Annotated in this window: 14 protein-coding genes; 10 read left to right on the top strand and 4 right to left on the bottom strand. The window is 64.3% G+C overall.

The window, feature by feature from the left end; genetic code table 11:
• Window positions 1–25: 25 nt before the first annotated feature.
• From ACWNZ3_RS04305 to ACWNZ3_RS04270, 8 genes are all read left to right on the top strand, one after another.
• A complete protein-coding gene (locus ACWNZ3_RS04305; protein ID WP_496901322.1) occupies window positions 26–1,108 on the top strand; it encodes an ABC transporter permease in 1,083 nt (360 codons plus the stop codon).
• Window positions 1,108–2,028: an ABC transporter permease gene (locus tag ACWNZ3_RS04300; protein ID WP_269367255.1), complete on the top strand. Its 921-nt coding sequence runs from the start codon at window positions 1,108–1,110 to the stop codon at window positions 2,026–2,028. Before ACWNZ3_RS04305 ends, ACWNZ3_RS04300 begins: the two co-directional genes overlap by 1 nt.
• Window positions 2,029–2,070: 42 nt before the next feature.
• Window positions 2,071–3,150, top strand: coding sequence for a BMP family ABC transporter substrate-binding protein (locus ACWNZ3_RS04295; protein WP_114274928.1), 1,080 nt, complete (start codon window positions 2,071–2,073; stop codon window positions 3,148–3,150).
• 251 nt (window positions 3,151–3,401) lie between these two features.
• Window positions 3,402–4,010, top strand: coding sequence for a glutathione S-transferase family protein (locus ACWNZ3_RS04290; protein WP_496901321.1), 609 nt, complete (start codon window positions 3,402–3,404; stop codon window positions 4,008–4,010).
• A gap of 66 nt (window positions 4,011–4,076) precedes the next feature.
• Window positions 4,077–5,015, top strand: coding sequence for an aldo/keto reductase (locus ACWNZ3_RS04285; RefSeq protein WP_496901320.1), 939 nt, complete (start codon window positions 4,077–4,079; stop codon window positions 5,013–5,015).
• On the top strand, window positions 5,012–6,091 hold the full coding sequence (locus ACWNZ3_RS04280) for an NAD(P)/FAD-dependent oxidoreductase (protein ID WP_496901319.1): 1,080 nt from the start codon (window positions 5,012–5,014) through the stop codon (window positions 6,089–6,091). The genes ACWNZ3_RS04285 and ACWNZ3_RS04280 overlap by 4 nt, the downstream gene beginning before the upstream one ends.
• The gene (locus ACWNZ3_RS04275; RefSeq protein ID WP_496901318.1) at window positions 6,088–6,741 is read left to right on the top strand and encodes a DUF938 domain-containing protein; all 654 of its coding nucleotides are present in this window, start codon (window positions 6,088–6,090) and stop codon (window positions 6,739–6,741) included. Before ACWNZ3_RS04280 ends, ACWNZ3_RS04275 begins: the two co-directional genes overlap by 4 nt.
• On the top strand, window positions 6,741–7,538 hold the full coding sequence (locus ACWNZ3_RS04270) for a glycoside hydrolase family 25 protein (protein WP_496901317.1): 798 nt from the start codon (window positions 6,741–6,743) through the stop codon (window positions 7,536–7,538). The genes ACWNZ3_RS04275 and ACWNZ3_RS04270 overlap by 1 nt, the downstream gene beginning before the upstream one ends.
• Before the next feature lie 85 nt (window positions 7,539–7,623).
• On the opposite strand, the gene ACWNZ3_RS04265 is transcribed toward ACWNZ3_RS04270, so the two are convergent.
• From ACWNZ3_RS04265 to ACWNZ3_RS04250, 4 genes are all read right to left on the bottom strand, one after another.
• Entirely contained in the window at window positions 7,624–10,119 is a 2,496-nt protein-coding gene (locus ACWNZ3_RS04265) for a GcvT family protein (RefSeq protein WP_496901316.1), read from the bottom strand.
• 294 nt (window positions 10,120–10,413) lie between these two features.
• Window positions 10,414–11,820, bottom strand: a complete 1,407-nt coding sequence (locus ACWNZ3_RS04260) for an FAD-binding oxidoreductase (RefSeq protein WP_274574282.1) — start codon at window positions 11,818–11,820, stop codon at window positions 10,414–10,416.
• A 30-nt stretch (window positions 11,821–11,850) separates the two neighbouring features.
• Window positions 11,851–13,626, bottom strand: a complete 1,776-nt coding sequence (gene ggt / locus ACWNZ3_RS04255) for a gamma-glutamyltransferase (RefSeq protein WP_496901315.1) — start codon at window positions 13,624–13,626, stop codon at window positions 11,851–11,853.
• A gap of 120 nt (window positions 13,627–13,746) precedes the next feature.
• Window positions 13,747–14,733 (bottom strand): 2-hydroxyacid dehydrogenase, encoded by a 987-nt coding sequence (locus tag ACWNZ3_RS04250; RefSeq protein ID WP_269367247.1) that lies wholly within the window; start codon window positions 14,731–14,733, stop codon window positions 13,747–13,749.
• 128 nt (window positions 14,734–14,861) lie between these two features.
• Here ACWNZ3_RS04250 and ACWNZ3_RS04245 point away from each other — a divergent pair, with 128 nt between their 5' ends.
• The gene (locus ACWNZ3_RS04245; protein ID WP_274574279.1) at window positions 14,862–15,380 is read left to right on the top strand and encodes an SH3 domain-containing protein; all 519 of its coding nucleotides are present in this window, start codon (window positions 14,862–14,864) and stop codon (window positions 15,378–15,380) included.
• 88 nt (window positions 15,381–15,468) lie between these two features.
• Window positions 15,469–16,461 carry an NADPH:quinone reductase gene (locus tag ACWNZ3_RS04240; RefSeq protein WP_496901314.1) on the top strand — a complete coding sequence of 331 codons (993 nt, stop codon included), beginning with the start codon at window positions 15,469–15,471 and terminating at the stop codon, window positions 16,459–16,461.
• Window positions 16,462–16,535: the final 74 nt, after the last annotated feature.

Here is a 16,535-nt window from a genome sequence, read left to right as displayed (position 1 = left end):
GAACAATGAAGCCAGGGGGCGGCGCATGATCCGGCTGGAGAAACGACCGCAGCCGAGCCGGGCTTTTTCGCTGGCCACGCCCCTGTTGGCGGTGCTGGCAACCATGGTGTTTGGCGGGTTGATGTTTGCCCTGCTGGGCAAGGACCCTGTCACCTCGATCATCACGATCTTCTGGCAGCCGCTGTTCGGCGAATTCGCCTTTTATTATCGGCCGCAACTGCTGATCAAGGGGGCGCCGCTGGTGCTGATCGCCATCGGGCTGAGCCTGGGCTTCAAGGCGGGGATCTGGAACATCGGAGCGGAAGGGCAGTACATCATGGGCGCGCTCTTTGGTGCGGGCGTGGGGCTGGCATTTTATCCGTTGGACAGTTTCATCGTCTTTCCGCTGATGGTTTTGGGCGGCGCCTTTGGCGGCTGGATCTGGGCAATGATACCGGCCATGTTGAAGGTAAAGTTCGGCACCAACGAGATTCTCGTATCCTTGATGCTGGTCTATGTGGCCGAGCAATTCCTTGCCTCGATGTCGCTGGGGCTGATGAAGAACCCCGAAGGTTTCGGCTTTCCCGGATCGCGCAACCTGCAGCAATACGAAAGCGCTTTCAACGCCGACCTGATCGAGGGATCGGGCATGCATTGGGGCGTTGTGGCGGCACTGATCGCGGTGATCTTTGCCTATGTTCTGCTGACCAAACACCGGTTGGGCTTTGCCATTCGCGTCACCGGCGAGGCGCCGCGCGCCGCGCGTTTCTCTGGTGTGAACCCGACGCGGCTGGTGTTGTTCTGCCTTGGCACATCGGGGCTGCTGGCCGGTCTGGCCGGACTGTTCGAAGTTGCAGGGCCTGCGGGTCAGGTGACGATTGATTTCAACGTGGGGTATGGCTTTACCGCGATCATCGTCGCCTTTCTGGGCCGGTTGCACCCGATCGGCATCCTGCTGGCGGGCGGGCTGATGGCGCTGACCTATATCGGCGGGGACATCGCGCAATCGCAGCTTGGCCTGCCCGCTGCCGCGATACAGGTGTTCCAGGGAATGTTGCTGTTCTTCCTGCTCGCCTTTGACCTGTTGACGAATTACCGGCTCCGCTTTGGCCGGACGGAGGTGGCGTGATGGACCTTTCTGCAATCAACCCGATCCTCTTCGTCGCCGGTTTTCTGGTCGCGGCGACGCCGCTGATCTTTGCCGCCATCGGCGAACTGGTGGTCGAGAAATCCGGTGTCCTGAACCTTGGCGTCGAAGGCATGATGATCACCGGCGCGATCTGCGGCTTTGCTGTGGCGGTGGAAACCGGCTCACCCCTGCTGGGCTTTGCCGCCGCCGCTGCAGGCGGGGCACTGCTGTCGCTGCTTTTTGCCTTCCTTACCCAGATTGCACTGGCCAACCAGGTCGCTTCCGGCCTGGCACTTACGCTCTTCGGGCTCGGGCTCTCGGCGCTCCTGGGGCAAAGCTATGTCGGGGTGAAACCGCCGCGCCTGGGCGATATCGACTTCGGCCCGCTGGCGGATATTCCGGTGATCGGGCCCATCGTCTTCACCCATGACGTCATCCTGTACCTCGGTCTCGCGCTTGTCGCGGCCACATGGGCCGTGCTGAAATTCACCCGCGCGGGGCTGGTGCTGCGCGCCGTGGGCGAAAGCCATGATGCCGCCCATGCACTGGGCTATCACGTCAAGCGCATCCGGACATTTGCCATCATGTTCGGCGGGGCCTGCGCGGGCGTCGGCGGGGCCTACATCAGCCTGATCCGGGTGCCGCAATGGACCGAAGGCATGACCGCCGGCATCGGCTGGATCGCCCTCGCCCTGGTTGTCTTCGCCTCCTGGAAGCCCGGGCGCCTGCTGCTGGGTGCTTATCTTTTCGGCGGCATCACGCAATTGCAGCTCAATCTGCAGGGCGCGGGCGTTGCCATTCCGGTGGAGTATCTGGCAATGTCGCCCTATCTCATCACGATCATCGTCCTGGTGATCCTGTCAGCGGACAAATCGGCGGCACCTGCCTCCCTTGGCCGCACTTTCCATGCCTCTCAATAGGGGCCAATTCAGCCCGACAAGGGCATCAAACGGGGACTTCACATGAAACTCACCAAACTACTGACCAGCGCTGCCATCGCCCTGGGTCTGGCCACGGCAGCCCATGCCGATGGCCATGAAAAGACCAAGGTCGGCTTTGTCTTTGTCGGCCCTGTCGGCGACGGCGGCTGGACCTACGAACACAACCAGGGCCGCCTGGCCGTCGAAGAGGAATTCGGCGATGCGGTCGAAACCGTCTTTGTGGAAAACGTGGCCGAGGGCCCGGACAGCGAACGGGTGATGACACAGATGGCGCTGGACGGCGCCGACCTGATCTTCACCACCTCCTTCGGCTACATGGACCCGACCATCAATGTCGCCAAGAAATTCCCGGACGTGAAATTCGAACATGCCACCGGTTACAAGCGCGCCGACAACGTCAGCACCTATTCCGCGCGCTTCTACGAAGGCCGCGCCATCCAGGGCCATATCGCGGGCAGCATGACCAAAAGCAACATCATCGGCTACATCGGCTCCTACCCGATCCCCGAAGTGATCCGCGGCATCAATTCCGCCTATATCCACGCCAAGAAGGTGAACCCCGACGTCCAGTTCAAGATCGTCTGGGCCTACACATGGTTTGACCCCGCCAAGGAAGCGGATGCGGCCAAGGTGCTGATTGAACAGGGCGCCGACGTGGTGCTGCAGCACACCGATTCCACCGCGCCCCAGGCCGCCGCGCAGGAAGCCGGTAACGTGATCACCTTCGGTCAGGCCTCCGACATGGCGCAATATGCCCCGACACCGCGGGTCTCTTCGATCATCGACAACTGGGCACCCTATTACATCGCGCGCACCAAGGCCGTGATGGATGGCACCTGGGAATCGACGGACACCTGGGACGGCATCGGTCCGGGCATGGTCGGCATCGGCGAGATCACCGACGCGGTCCCCGCAGAGGTCAAGGAACAGGCCCTGGCGCTGAAGGAAAGCATCGCCTCGGGTGCATACCACCCCTTCACCGGGCCGATCAACAAACAGGATGGCAGCGCCTGGCTGGCCGAGGGCGAAACCGCCGATGACGGCACGCTGGCGGGCATGAACTTCTATGTCGAAGGCATCGAAGGCGATATCCCGCAATAACCCGACCAGATCCCGATCAAAGGAGGCAGGTCCCCACACCTGCCTCCTTTTTCGTTTCATTGTTCCTAAAATACACCTGCACTGCCCCCGCAAAGGAATATCCGGCCGATCTCCCGGGCTCAGCGTGACACAGGCGCCCGGCATGACGTCGCGGCGTCAGCCGCGTCCGCCGGATCACCGCAGCGCTTCTCGCTTTTCCTTTTGCGGCCACCCGTTACACTGGCTCCGGAACCGCCGCGAAAGGCCAGATCATGATCCACGTCCACCACCTCAACCGCTCCCGCTCGCATCGCATCCTGTGGCTGCTGGAGGAAATCGGCCATCCCTACACCATTGCGCATTACAAGCGTGACGCCAAAACCAACCTCGCCCCGCCGGAGCTGCGCAGCGTGCACCCCTTGGGCAAATCGCCCATGGTGGAACTGGACGGCAAATTGATCACCGAAAGCGCCGCGATCACCGAAGTGCTTTGCGCCCGGTTTGCCCCCGAGATGGTTCCGGACCGCGACGATGACGCCTACCTGCGCCATCTCGAACTGATGCATTTCGCCGAAGGCTCTGCCATGACGCCGATCCTGCTTAACCTCTATGTGGGTCGCCTGGGCGAGGCGGGCGCGCCGCTGCATCCGCGCATCTCGGAGGAGCTGACCAGCCATTTCGCCTATATGAACAGCCTTGTGCGCCCCTCCGGCCATTTCGTGCTGGACCGGTTGTCCGCCGCCGACATCATGCTCAGCTTTCCGGCGGAAATCGCCATGCGGATGGAGCGCGGCGCGGAATTTCCGGCACTGAAGGGGTTTGTCGAGATGATCCACGCCCGCCCGGCCTACCAGCGCGCAACGGAAAAAGGCGGCGAATGAAGACTGGCTGAGCAGCGGGGCAAAGCGCCATTGCACCGGGCCTTTCTCCATGCCACCAAAGCAGACATGAAACAGACCCTGACCAGCCTCAACGGCACCCCGGCAAGCCGCCTTGCCTTTGGCACCATGCAATTCGGCGGAAGGGCGGATGCCGCCGCTTCCGCCGCGATGTTCGAAGCCTGTATCGCTGCGGGCATCACCCATTTCGACACGGCACATGTCTATACCGATGGGGCGTCGGAAACCCTGTTGGGGCAGTTCCTGGGCAGCCGCCGCGACGAGCTGATCGTCGCGACAAAGGCGGCCTACTCGGGCGGTGCGGGGCGCGAGAACATCGTGAATTCCGCCGAAACCTCACGCCGACGGATGCAGCTGGACACGCTCGACGTGCTTTATCTGCACCGTTTTGATCCGGAGACGGACATGGCCGAAAGTTTTGAAACCTTCGCCCGGCTCAGGGAAAAGGGCCATATCCGCCACATCGGCCTGTCCAACTTTGCCGCCTGGCAGGTGGTCAAGGCGGCAGGTGTCGCTGCGGCATTCGGCCTCGACATCGCCGTGATCCAGCCGATGTACAATCTGGTCAAACGCCAGGCAGAGGTCGAGATCCTGCCGATGGCGGATGACCTTGGCATTCTGGTCGCCCCCTATTCGCCTCTGGGCGGCGGGTTGCTGACCGGGAAATACGGCGCTGGCGGCAGTGGCAGGCTCAGTGAGGATGACCGCTATGCCGCGCGCTACGGACAGGCACAGATGCATGAGGCCGCGCAGGGGCTGACCAAAATCGCCCAGGAGGCAGGCCTGCATCCCGCCACGCTGGCGGTGGCCTGGGCCGCGCGGCATCCGACCGGGCCAAGCCCGATCATCTCGGCCCGGTCGGTCGAGCAGTTGCAGCCCTCGCTGGATGCGCTGAATTTCGAAATGTCGGATGAGCTTTACGCCCGGCTGAGCGCCCTCAGCCCGACGCCGCCGCCTGCTACGGACCGGCTGGAGGAACAGACATGAGCGATATCATAGTCATCGGGGGCGGCATTGCGGGTCTCTCCGCAGGCGCGCGCCTGTCGACCGACGCAAAGGTGACCGTGCTGGAAAGCGAAACCGCTCTGGGCTTTCACGCATCGGGCCGCTCCGCCGCCCTGTTCGAGCAGAACTACGGCCTGCCCAGCACGGTTGCGCTGAACAAGGCCAGCGCCGAGTACCACTGGCACGCGAACGGCGGCTACCTCAGCCCGCGTGGTTTCCTGCTGGCGGCCCGTGCCGGGGAACGCGCAGGATTTGAAAAGGATGCCGAGACGCTGGGCATCGCAGAGATCAGCCCGGAACGGGCGCTGGAACTGATACCGATCCTGAATCCGGCCGAGCTGGCCTTTGCGGGCTATCACGAAGAAGCCTATGACATCGACACCGACCGGATGATGCAGGACTTCGCCCGCGAGATCCGCCGCAACAGCGGCGAGGTCATGACCGATACGCGTGTCACCGCGATCACCCGGCAGGGCGGAACCTGGCAGGTCACCTCCACCCGGGGAAACCATACCGCCGCGCGGCTGGTCAATGCGGCGGGGGCCTGGGCCGATCAGATCGCCGGGATGGCCGGGATCGCCCCCTTGGGCATTGTGCCGCACCGCCGCTCCATGGCGCGGCTGCCGGCACCGGGTGGCCATGATGTCAGCCAATGGCCCATGTTCTTTGGCGTGGGCGAATCCTGGTACGCCAAGCCCGACGCCGGCGCGCTGCTGGTGTCCCCTGCCGAGGAAGACCCGGTAGAGCCCCACGACGCCTGGGCCGACGACATGGTTCTGGCCGAGGGGCTGGCGCGCTACGAGGAGATGGTGACGGAACCGGTGACCCGGCTGTTGACCTCCTGGGCCGGGCTGCGCAGCTTTTCCCCGGACCGTGCGCTGGTGCTGGGCCCGGAACCGGGTGATCCGGCCTTTGTCTGGTGCGCGGCCCAGGGCGGTTACGGGTTTCAGACTGCCCCCGCCGCATCGCAACTGCTGGCCGACCTGGTGATGGGGCGTGCGCCCGCGCTGCCCGGCGCAGTAGTGGCCAGCCTGACACCGGACAGGTTCCGCCGGTGAGCCGCAAACTGCCGGCCAGCGCCAGCGTCGCCGACCACCGGGAGAACGGCAAGCTCTTTGCCCCTGCTGCCGCGCGCAATGCCGAAGCGATCTGCGCCGTGCTGGTCCAACATGCCCCGGCCACGGGCCGCGCACTGGAAATAGCCAGCGGTACGGGACAGCATGTGGTGACCTTTGCCGGCGCCCTGCCCGGCCTCACCTGGCAGCCGACGGAAATCGACCCGGCGCGCCGTGCCAGCATCGACGCTCATGTGGCAGAGGCGGGCCTGACCAATATCGCCCCGGCAAGGCACCTCGACGCCTGTGCGCCCGACTGGGGCACAGACACCGGCCCCCGGGATCTGATCGTGCTGGTAAACCTGCTGCACCTGGTTTCCGACGCCGAGGCGCAACTGCTGCTGCAAGGCGTGTCGCAGGCGCTGGCCCCCGGTGGTGTCTTTCTTCTTTACGGGCCTTTCAGGCGGTCCGGAGAACTGATCAGCGAAGGTGACCGCCGGTTCGATGCGGAACTGCGCGGCGCCGATCCGCTGATCGGCTACAAGGACGACCTTGAAGTCGAGGGATGGCTGCGCAACTCTGGGCTGGAGCCGAACGGCGGCATCGAGATGCCCGCCAACAACCTTGCCCTTGTCGCGCGAAAGCCTGTTTGATGATCCAGTTCCGCCGCCTTATCTTCCTGTGCCTGTTCGCCCTTGCCGCCTGCGGGGGCGCGCATGATACCGGGGTGCCGCCCGCCCCGCCCGGCGTGCTGTTCGCGCCGGATTTCGGCGACAGCGATCCGGCCTCTTTCAACGCACCACGCCCTGCCGCCTTTGCCGTGCACGGGATCGACGCCGCACGTTTCCAGCATAGCGTCGATTGGGGCAGGGCACGGGCCAGCGGCGTGAACTTTGCCTTCATCAAGGCGACAGAGGGCGGTGACCTGCTCGATTCCGCCTTTCACGAGCACTGGCGTGCGGCGGGCAGCGCCGGCGTGGTCCGCGGCGCCTATCATTTCTATTACTTCTGCACCCCGCCCGAGGATCAGGCCCGCTGGTTCATCCGAAACGTCCCGCGCAGCGCGGGCATGATGCCCCCCGTGCTCGACATGGAGTGGAACCCCTTCTCGCCGACCTGCGCCACCGTGCGCCCCCCGGGGGCGGAAGTGCGCGATCAGATGCGGCGCTGGCTGCGGATCGTCGAGGCGCATTACGGACAGCGCCCGATCATCTATACCACGCCGGAATTCTACCGTCAGAACGGCCTGGACCAGTTCGGCGGATACGAATTCTGGCTGCGCTCCACCGCCAAGACCCTGGGCGAGGCCTATCCCGGCCAATCCTGGAAATTCTGGCAGTATACCGCCACCGGTATCGTGCCCGGCATCGCCGGCGGGGTGGACCTGAACGCCTTCAACGGCAACCGGTCGGACTGGCAGGCATGGCTGGCGCGCCGGGCTGTCCGGTAGCCGCTTCTTCGAAAAAAACGGGCCGGAGTTTTGAAAACTCCGGCCCCCGGTATCAGGTGCCGCCGCCCATCGGGCAGCCGATTGCTTATCCGTCGACCCGGATGTTCGCGTTCTTGGGATCATAGGGGCTGTCCTCAACCACCTCTGCATCCCAAAGCTGATCGAACATCTTGATCTTCAGCTTCGTGCCCACCTCGGCATGTTCCGGCTTCACATAGCCCATGCCGATGCTCTTGCCGAAGGCCACCGAATAGCCGCCGGAGGTCAGGCGCCCGGTGCGGGTGTCGCCTGCATACAGCACTTCGCGGCCCCAGGGGTCTGCATCATCCGGCCCGTCGATCAGCAGGGTCACGCATTTCGCACGGATCCCGTGATCGGCCATCGCCTGCTTGCCGTGGAACTCCTTGTTCAGATCGACAAAGCGCGGCAGATCGGCCTCCAGCGGGGTGGCGTCACGCCCCAGCTCGTTGCCAAAGGCGCGGTAGCTCTTCTCCTGCCGCAGCCAGTTCTGCGCCCGCGCGCCGACCAGCTTCATGCCGTGCTTCTCGCCCGCTTTCTCAAGCTGGTCGAAGAGGTAGTTCTGCATCTCGATCGGGTGATGCAATTCCCAGCCAAGTTCGCCGGTATAGGCGACGCGGATGGCGCGCACCGGGCACATGCCCAGTTCGATGTTGCGCATGGTCAGCCAGGGGAAACGCTTGTTGGACAGCACCGTCTCGGGGGCCGCATCCTTGACGATCTCCTTGAGAACATCGCGCGATTTCGGTCCCGCGATGGCAAAGACACCCCATTGCGTGGTCACATCGTGGCATTCGATATAGCCGAACTCCGGCGCCTTGTCCTCGATCGCCTTGCGCAGGTAGTCGCTGTCATAGGCGGTCCAGGCGCCGGCGGAGACGAGGTAATATTCATCCTCGCCCAAGCGCACGATGGTATATTCCGTGCGCGTGGTCCCGGCCCCGGTCAACGCATAGGTCAGGTTGATACGGCCAACGCTGGGCAGCTTGTTGCAGGTGAACCAGTCGAGGAACTGCGTCGCCCCCGGCCCCTTGACCAGATGCTTGGTGAACGCGGTCGCGTCGATCAGGCCGACACCCTCGCGGATCGCCTTGGCCTCTTCCACGGCATATTGCCACCAGCCGCCGCGGCGGAAGCTGCGGGCATCGTGGTCGCTGAACCCTTCCGGCGCGTAATAGTTCGGGCGTTCCCAACCGTTGACCCAGCCGAATTGCGCGCCGCGTGCGGCCTGCCGGTCATAGGCAGGCGAGGTGCGCAGGGGGCGGCAGGCGGGGCGTTCCTCGTCGGGGTGGTGCAGGATATAGACGTGCTCGTAGGCTTCCTCGTTCTTGCGCGCGGCGAACTCGGTGGTCATCCAGTCGCCGTAGCGTTTGGGGTCCAGCGACGCCATGTCGATCTCGGCCTCACCCTCGACCATGAGCTGCGCCAGGTAATAGCCGGTGCCACCCGCCGCGGTGATGCCAAAGGAGAACCCTTCAGCCAGCCACATGTTGCGCAGACCGGGCGCGGGGCCCACCAGCGGGTTGCCGTCAGGGGTGTAGCAGATCGGCCCGTTGAAATCGTCCTTCAGCCCGCAGTTCTCGGCGGACGGAATACGATGGTTCATCGCCATGTATTGATCTTCGATCCGGTCCAGATCCAGCTGGAACAGATCGGCGCGGAAGCTGTCCGGCACGCCGTATTCGAACCGCGCGGGCGCATTCGGCTCGTAAACCCCGAGGATCCAGCCGCCGCGCTCCTCGCGGACATAGGACTGCGCATCGGCATCACGGATCACCGGGTGCTCGACATTGCCTTCCTGCTTGCGGAATGCGACCAGCTCGGGGTCCTGATCCATCACGATGAACTGGTGCTCCACCGGAATCGCAGGCATCTTGATGCCCAGCATCTTCGCGGTGCGCTGCGCGTGGTTGCCAGATGCCGTCACCACATGCTCCGCCGTGATCACAATCTGCTCGTCGGAGGGCACAAGGTTGCCGCCCTTTTCGACCATCTTCGTCGCGGTCACTTCCCAGGCCTCGCCGTTCCAGTGAAAGGCATCCGCCTGCCACTTGCGCTCGATCATCACGCCCCGCTGGCGCGCGCCCTTGGCCATCGCCATGGTGACATCGGCCGGGTTAATATAGCCGTCGGTCTGGTGATAGATCGCACCCTTCAGGTCCTCGGTGCGGATCAGCGGCCATTTCGCCTTGATCTGATCCGGCGTCAGCCACTCATAAGGCACGCCGCAGGTCTCGGCGGTCGAGGCATAGAGCATGTATTCGTCCATGCGTTCGTCAGTCTGCGCCATCCGCAGGTTGCCCACCACGGCGAAACCGGCGTTCAGCCCGGTCTCTTCTTCCAGCGTCTTGTAAAACTTGATCGAATAATCATGGATATGCGTGGTCGCGAAAGACATGTTGAAATAGGGCAAAAGGCCCGCCGCATGCCAGGTGGAGCCTGACGTCAGCTCGTCGCGCTCCAGCAGCATCACATCTTCCCAGCCCGCGCGCGCAAGGTGATAGGCGATGGATGTTCCCACGGCACCGCCGCCGACAACCAGTGCTTTGACGTTTGTTTTCATGTCCGGGGCTCCCCTGCTGGATCTGCCCCCCTTTTAGTCAGGACACTGGAATTCCACCATTCCGCGCCGACGCAAGACAGCGCAAAACCGACCTGCGCCATGCGAATTTTCAACCGCGCTTTCCGCCACCGACCCAAAGCGGCGAATCCACCGGACAGAGGCGCGGAATCACACCCTTCCCTTCATTGTTCTTCAAATACACATTCCCCGGTGCCACTGGCGCAAAGCCCCGAGAGAAGGGCTCAGCCCGCCACGGACACCGGGAATGTCATGCGGCGCAGCCGCGCCTTTGGATCACGCGGGCAGGATCTTGCCGGGGTTCATGATGTTGTCCGGGTCCAGCGCCACCTTGATCGCCCCCATGACGCTGAGCGCCTCCGGCCCCAGCTCCTTGATCAGGTAGGGCCGCTTGCCCTGCCCCACACCATGTTCCCCGGTGCAGGTGCCATCCATGGCAATCGCCATCTCGTTCAGCCAGCTGATGAAGCTTTCCGCACGAGCCACCTCCCCGGCGTCCTCCATGTCCAGCAACAGCGAGGCGTGGAAATTCCCGTCGCCCGCGTGGCCCACCACCGGCGCGATCAGCCCCAGCTCGCGCGCCTTGGCGTCGCTGGCCGCAACCGCCTCGGCCAGGCGCGAGATCGGCACGCAGACATCCGTGGCGACCGCCTTGCAGCCGGGCCGCAGTGCCATCACGGCCCAATAGGCGTCATGCCGGGCCTGCCACAGCTTGTTGCGCTCTTCCAGGGATGCCGTTGCCCGATAGCCGGTACCGCCTTCTTCCTCCGCCAGCATGCCAAAAGTCTCCGCCTGTTCGGCAACACCCGCTTCGGAGCCGTGGAATTCCAGCAGCAACAGCGGCGTTTCCGGCAGGTCCAGCTTGGAATAGGCGTTCACCGCCTTCACCACCATGGCATCCAGCAGCTCGATCCGCGCCACCGGCACCCCGTATTGAATCGTTGCCATCACCGCGCGCGAGGCCGCTTCCAGCGTTGGAAAGGAACAGCGCGCGGCGGAAATCGTCTCGGGAATGCCCTGCAATTTCAGGGTGATCTCCGTGATCAGCCCCAGCGTCCCCTCGGACCCCACCATCAGCCGGGTCAGGTCATAGCCGGCAGAGGATTTCCGCGCCCGGCTGGCGGTGCGCATGATCCGCCCGTCCGCCAGCACCACCTCCAGGCTGAGCACATTGTCCTTCATGGTGCCATAGCGCACCGCATTGGTGCCCGAGGCCCGCGTCGCCGTCATCCCGCCAAGCGAAGCATTGGCGCCGGGATCAATCGGAAAGAACAGCCCCTGGTCACGCAGGTGGGTGTTCAGCGCCTCCCGCGTCACACCGGGCTGCACCCGGCAATCCAGATCGCCTGCATTGACCTCAAGCACCTTGTCCATCTGGCTGAGATCGACCGAGATGCCCCCGGCGGGCGCGTTGACATGCCCCTCCAGCGAGGTGCCGGTGCCATAGGGGATGACCGGCACCTTATGTTCCGCACAGACCTTCACGATCTCGGAGACTTCCTGCGTCGATTGGGCAAAGACCACACCATCAGGCATCTGGTTCTCGATCCAGGTGGTGGTATGGCCGTGCTGTTCGCGGATCGACTGGCCGGTCTGGAACCGCTCGCCGAAGCGCTGTTTGAGCACGCCCAGAACCGATCCGATCCCGTCTTCGTTGCGCGCCAATGTGGTTATTTTTGCCATATCGTTCCCTTTTCCGCCAAGCGCGGTCCCTTATTGTCCATATGCGATGCCCTCGCGGCGCGGATCCGCGCCACCCTGCAGGTCATCGCCGATGGCGATCAGATGCAGACCCGAGGTCAGCTCCCGGCTGCCCACTTCGAACCCCATCGCGCCCAGCGCATCTGTCAGTTCGACCGCCGCAGTCCCCTCTTCAAGATCATAGGCCCCGAACCGGTTGACGGCATGGGGGATGCCTGCAGCCTGCTGCACATCCAGCCCCCAGTCGATCACGCCGATGATCGCTTCGGCCACATATCCGATGATCCGGCTGCCGCCGGGGCTGCCAACCGCCAGCACCGGCTTGCCGTCCTTCAGCACGATTGTGGGCGCCATGGAAGAGCGCGGCCGCTTGCCCGGCTCGACCCGGTTGGCGATCGGCACGCCTTCGCTGTGGGAGCTGAAAGAGAAATCCGTCAGCTCATTGTTCAGCAGATAGCCGTTCACCATGATCCGGCTGCCAAAGCCGTTTTCGATGGTGGTGGTCATGCTGGCAACATTGCCCGCCGCATCGACGATGGAGATATGCGAGGTCGAGGGCAGTTCGAGCGATATATCATCGGCCCAAAGCAGCGCATGGTCGAATTCCGGTTCGCCCGGTGCCACCTCGGCCAGCGCCGCATCGCCTGACAGCAGGGTCGCGCGCTGCGCCAGATAGGCTTCATCCAGCAGCCCTTTCACCGGCACCGGCACAAAATCGCTGTCCGCCAGATAGCGCCCGCGATCCGCAAAGGCCAGCCGCGCGGCATCCCCCATCAGGCGGCGCACCTGCGCGTCCTGCGGTCCCGCGCTCAGGTCATATCCTTCGAGCAGGCCCAGGATCTGCCCCACGGCCACCGCCCCGGAAGAGGGCGGCCCCATCCCGCAGACCTCATGACCCCGATAAGGCGCACAGACCGCCGCGCGCTCCTTGACCTGATAAATGCTCAGATCCACGGGCGAGAGCATGCCCGCCCCTTCCATTGCGCCGTTGACCGCGTCGACGATGGCCTGCGCATTGGTCCCCGTATAGAAGGACGCCGCACCGCCGTTCAGCATCCGCAGCGTTTCCGCATAGGCCGGGTTCTTCAGCAGGTCACCCGCCGCCAGGGGTGCGCCACCCGGCATGAAATATGCCGCTGTATCGGCAAAACGGCCCAGCCGTTCCTGGTCGCCCTGGATCAGCCCGGCCAGCCGGGGCGAAACCGAAAATCCTTCTTCGGCCAGGGCAATCGCCGGGGCCGTCAGATCGGCGAAAGGCAGTTTGCCCCAGCGTTCATGCACCGCCTCCATCAGCGCAGGCGTGCCCGGCACCCCGACAGAGCGCCCGCCGACCACCGCGTCAAAGAATTTCAGTGGCGCGCCATCCGCATCCTGGAACCGGCGCGGTGTCGCGGCCAGCGGTGCTGTCTCGCGCCCGTCCAGTGTCGTCACCTCACCCGTCGCGGCATCATACCAGACCAGAAAGGCCCCGCCGCCCAGACCGGAACTTTGCGGCTCGACCAGCCCCAGCATCACCTGCACCGCCACCAGCGCATCCGCCGCCGTGCCACCCGCGGCCAGCGCATCGGCCCCGGCCTTGACCGCATGGGGATTGGCTGCTGCGACCATCCAGTTCTGCGCCTTGACCGGCTTGCCCTGCACCTTTGCCGCCATGGCGTCGGCATATTCGGGGCCCATATCCTCGAACACGCCCGCCCCCGCCGCTTCCGGTGCCACCGCATCCGCAACCTGCTGGGCCGACACCGCCCCCGCAAACAGGACCGTCAGAACTGAAACCACTTTCCACATCGCGCAACACCTCTCTCTTTTTGGGCTCAAATATCCCAGGGAGTTTGAGGGACAGCGTCCCTCATCCCCAAATAGATCGCGTGCGGCACAGCCGCGCCTGCGGATCACGCCCGCAACGGATCACAACATCGACGGCACCACCTGATCGGGCGGACGATGGCCGTCGTCGAAGGTCTTGATGTTGATGATGACCTTCTCGCCCATCTCGATCCGCCCCTCCAGCGTGGCCGATCCCATGTGCGGCAGCAACACCACGTTATCCAGCTCGCGCAGGCGCGGGTTGATGTCGGTGCCACGCTCATAAACATCCAGCCCCGCGCCCTTGATCTCGCCCGCGCGCAACATCCGCGTCAGCGCATTCTCGTCGATCACCTCACCCCGCGAGGTGTTCACGATCACCGCATCGGGCTTCATCAGCTTCAGCCGCCGCGCGTTCATCAGGTGGAAGGTCGAGGGCGTATGTGGGCAGTTGATCGAAATCACGTCCATCCGTGCCACCATCTGATCGAGGCTTTCCCAATAGGTTGCATCGAAACTGCGCTCGGTCTCGGCGTGCAGCCTGCGCCTGTTGTGATAGTGGATCTGCATCCCAAAGGCGCGGGCCCGCGTGGCCACGGCCTGCCCGATGCGCCCCATGCCGAGAATGCCCAGCCGCCGCCCGCTGATCCGCCCGCCCAGCAGCGCCGTGGGGGCCCAGCCGGTCCAGTCGCCCTTTTGCATCAGGGACATGCCTTCCGGCATCCGGCGTGTCACCGCCAGAATCAGCGCCATGGTCATGTCGGCGGTATCCTCGGTCAGCGCGCCGGGCGTGTTGGACACAAGAATGCCGCGCTGCCGGGCTGTCGCCACGTCGATATTGTCGACCCCCGCGCCATAGTTCGCGATCAGCTTGAGCTGCTCGCCCGCCTGGCCGATCAGCGCCGCATCGACGGTATCGGTGATTGTCGGCACCAGAACATCTGCGCTTTTGACCGCTTCGGCCAGTTCGGCCCGGGTCATCGGCGCATCATCCGTGCGCAGCGTCACGTCAAACAATTCGGACAGCCTCGTCTCCACCGCATCGGGCAACCGTCGCGTGACTACAACACTCAACCGTTTCTTTGACATTTCGTCCTCCCCAGACTTGGCGACCTTCGTATTCCCGCGCATGGTGTCCCAAGCAGCGACGAGGCACAAGAACCTCGCGGTGGAAAAGAGCAAACAAAACCAAACAGAAGACAGTGCAGGCAGCACCAATGATCCTTCTATTCAAAAACGCCGCAAAGGCGTTTGCAGTACTGACGATTCTGACGGCGCCCGTGCTCAACCCCCCGGCCCTTGCCGACGGGGTCGGGCCCGTCACCAACCTTCCCCTGCCCAGATTCGTGTCCATGAAGGCCTCCGAAGGCAACGTGCGCCGCGGCCCCTCGCTGTCGCATCGCATCGACTGGGTGTTCAAACGGCGCGACATGCCGCTCAGGATCACGGCGGAGCACGGCCATTGGCGCCGGGTGGAGGACCGCGACGGCATGGGTGGCTGGGTGCATTATTCGCTGTTGTCCGGCACCCGCACGGTTCTGGTTGAACAGGACATGCTGGCGCTGCACGTGCGTCCGGACCCGAATGCACCGGTCTCTGCCGCGCTTGAACTGGGTGTGGTGGCCAAGCTGGGCGAATGCATTCCCGAATGGTGCGAATTGCGCACGGGCGGGTTTTCGGGCTGGGCCCCCAAGGCCAGGATCTGGGGCGTATCAGCCAGCGAAGTCCACGACTGATTGCAACCGGCCGGGGCATCTGCCGCCCGCTGATTGCCCGTGATCCGGTTTTGCGTCACACTGCCTCTACCCGCCATGAGGACCACAGATGCAGGCCATCACCTATGACAGATTCGGCGCGGCACGGGATGTGCTGCGCCTGCAGGACATCGAAAGCCCGCCCCCCGGCCCCGGCGAGGTCCGGGTGAAACTGGCGCTTTCCGGTGTGAACCCCTCGGATGTGAAGGCGCGCGCGGGTCTGCGGCCCGGCGTCACCAAACCCGATTATCCCCTGATCGTGCCGCACAGTGACGGTGCCGGAGAGATTGAGGCCGTAGGTCCCGGCGTGGACAGGGCCCGCATCGGCCAGCCTGTCTGGATCTGGAATGGTCAATGGCAGCGCAGTCACGGCACGGCGGCCAGCCACATCACCCTGCCTGCCCATCAGGCGGTCCCGCTGCCGAAAGGTGTCGGCTTTGAGGTGGGCGCCAACCTCGGCATTCCCGGCCTGACCGCCTGCCACGCGGTATTCGGCGGCGGTGGCGTGGCCGGTGAAACCGTGCTGGTGCAGGGCGGCGCGGGAACGGTCGGCCTGCTGGCGGTGCAGCTGGCCAAATGGGGCGGGGCAAGGGTGATTGCCACCTGCAGCGACGCTGACCGTGATGTCGTCACTGCAGCCGGTGCTGATGTTGTGTTGAACTACCGCGCCGGCGATCTTGCCGCGCAGGTGCTGACGGCCAACGACGGCAAGCAGGTGGAAACGATCGTGGAGGTCGAATTCGGCCTGAACATCGGGACCGATGCGGCGCTGATCGCACCCAACGGGCGCATTGCCCCCTATGGCTCCGCCAAGGAGATGGAACCCGCGCTGTCCTTCGGCCCGCTGCTGTTCAAGGCGGTGACCATCGACATCATCCTGATCTACCTCTTGCCCGCAGCCGAACGCGACGCCGCAATCAGCCGGTTGCATCATGCCCTGGACGATGGTGCGCTGACCTGCCCGACCGAGCGGATTTACCCGCTGGCCGAGACAGCCGCCGCCCATGAAGCCGTCGAGAAGGGCCGGCGCAATGGCGCCATCCTGATCGACTGCCAGGGCTGAGCGACGGGCAATTTCCCGAGATAGCGACGCGGTTTCCGGCAAGCTCCGGCGTTCCTGCCCCCTTTCCGCATGAT

It is taken from the genome of Sulfitobacter sp. IGS-18 (genome assembly GCF_059628195.1).
Note: the sequence above shows the minus strand (reverse complement) of the source record. Positions and strands in the feature narration are given on the sequence as shown.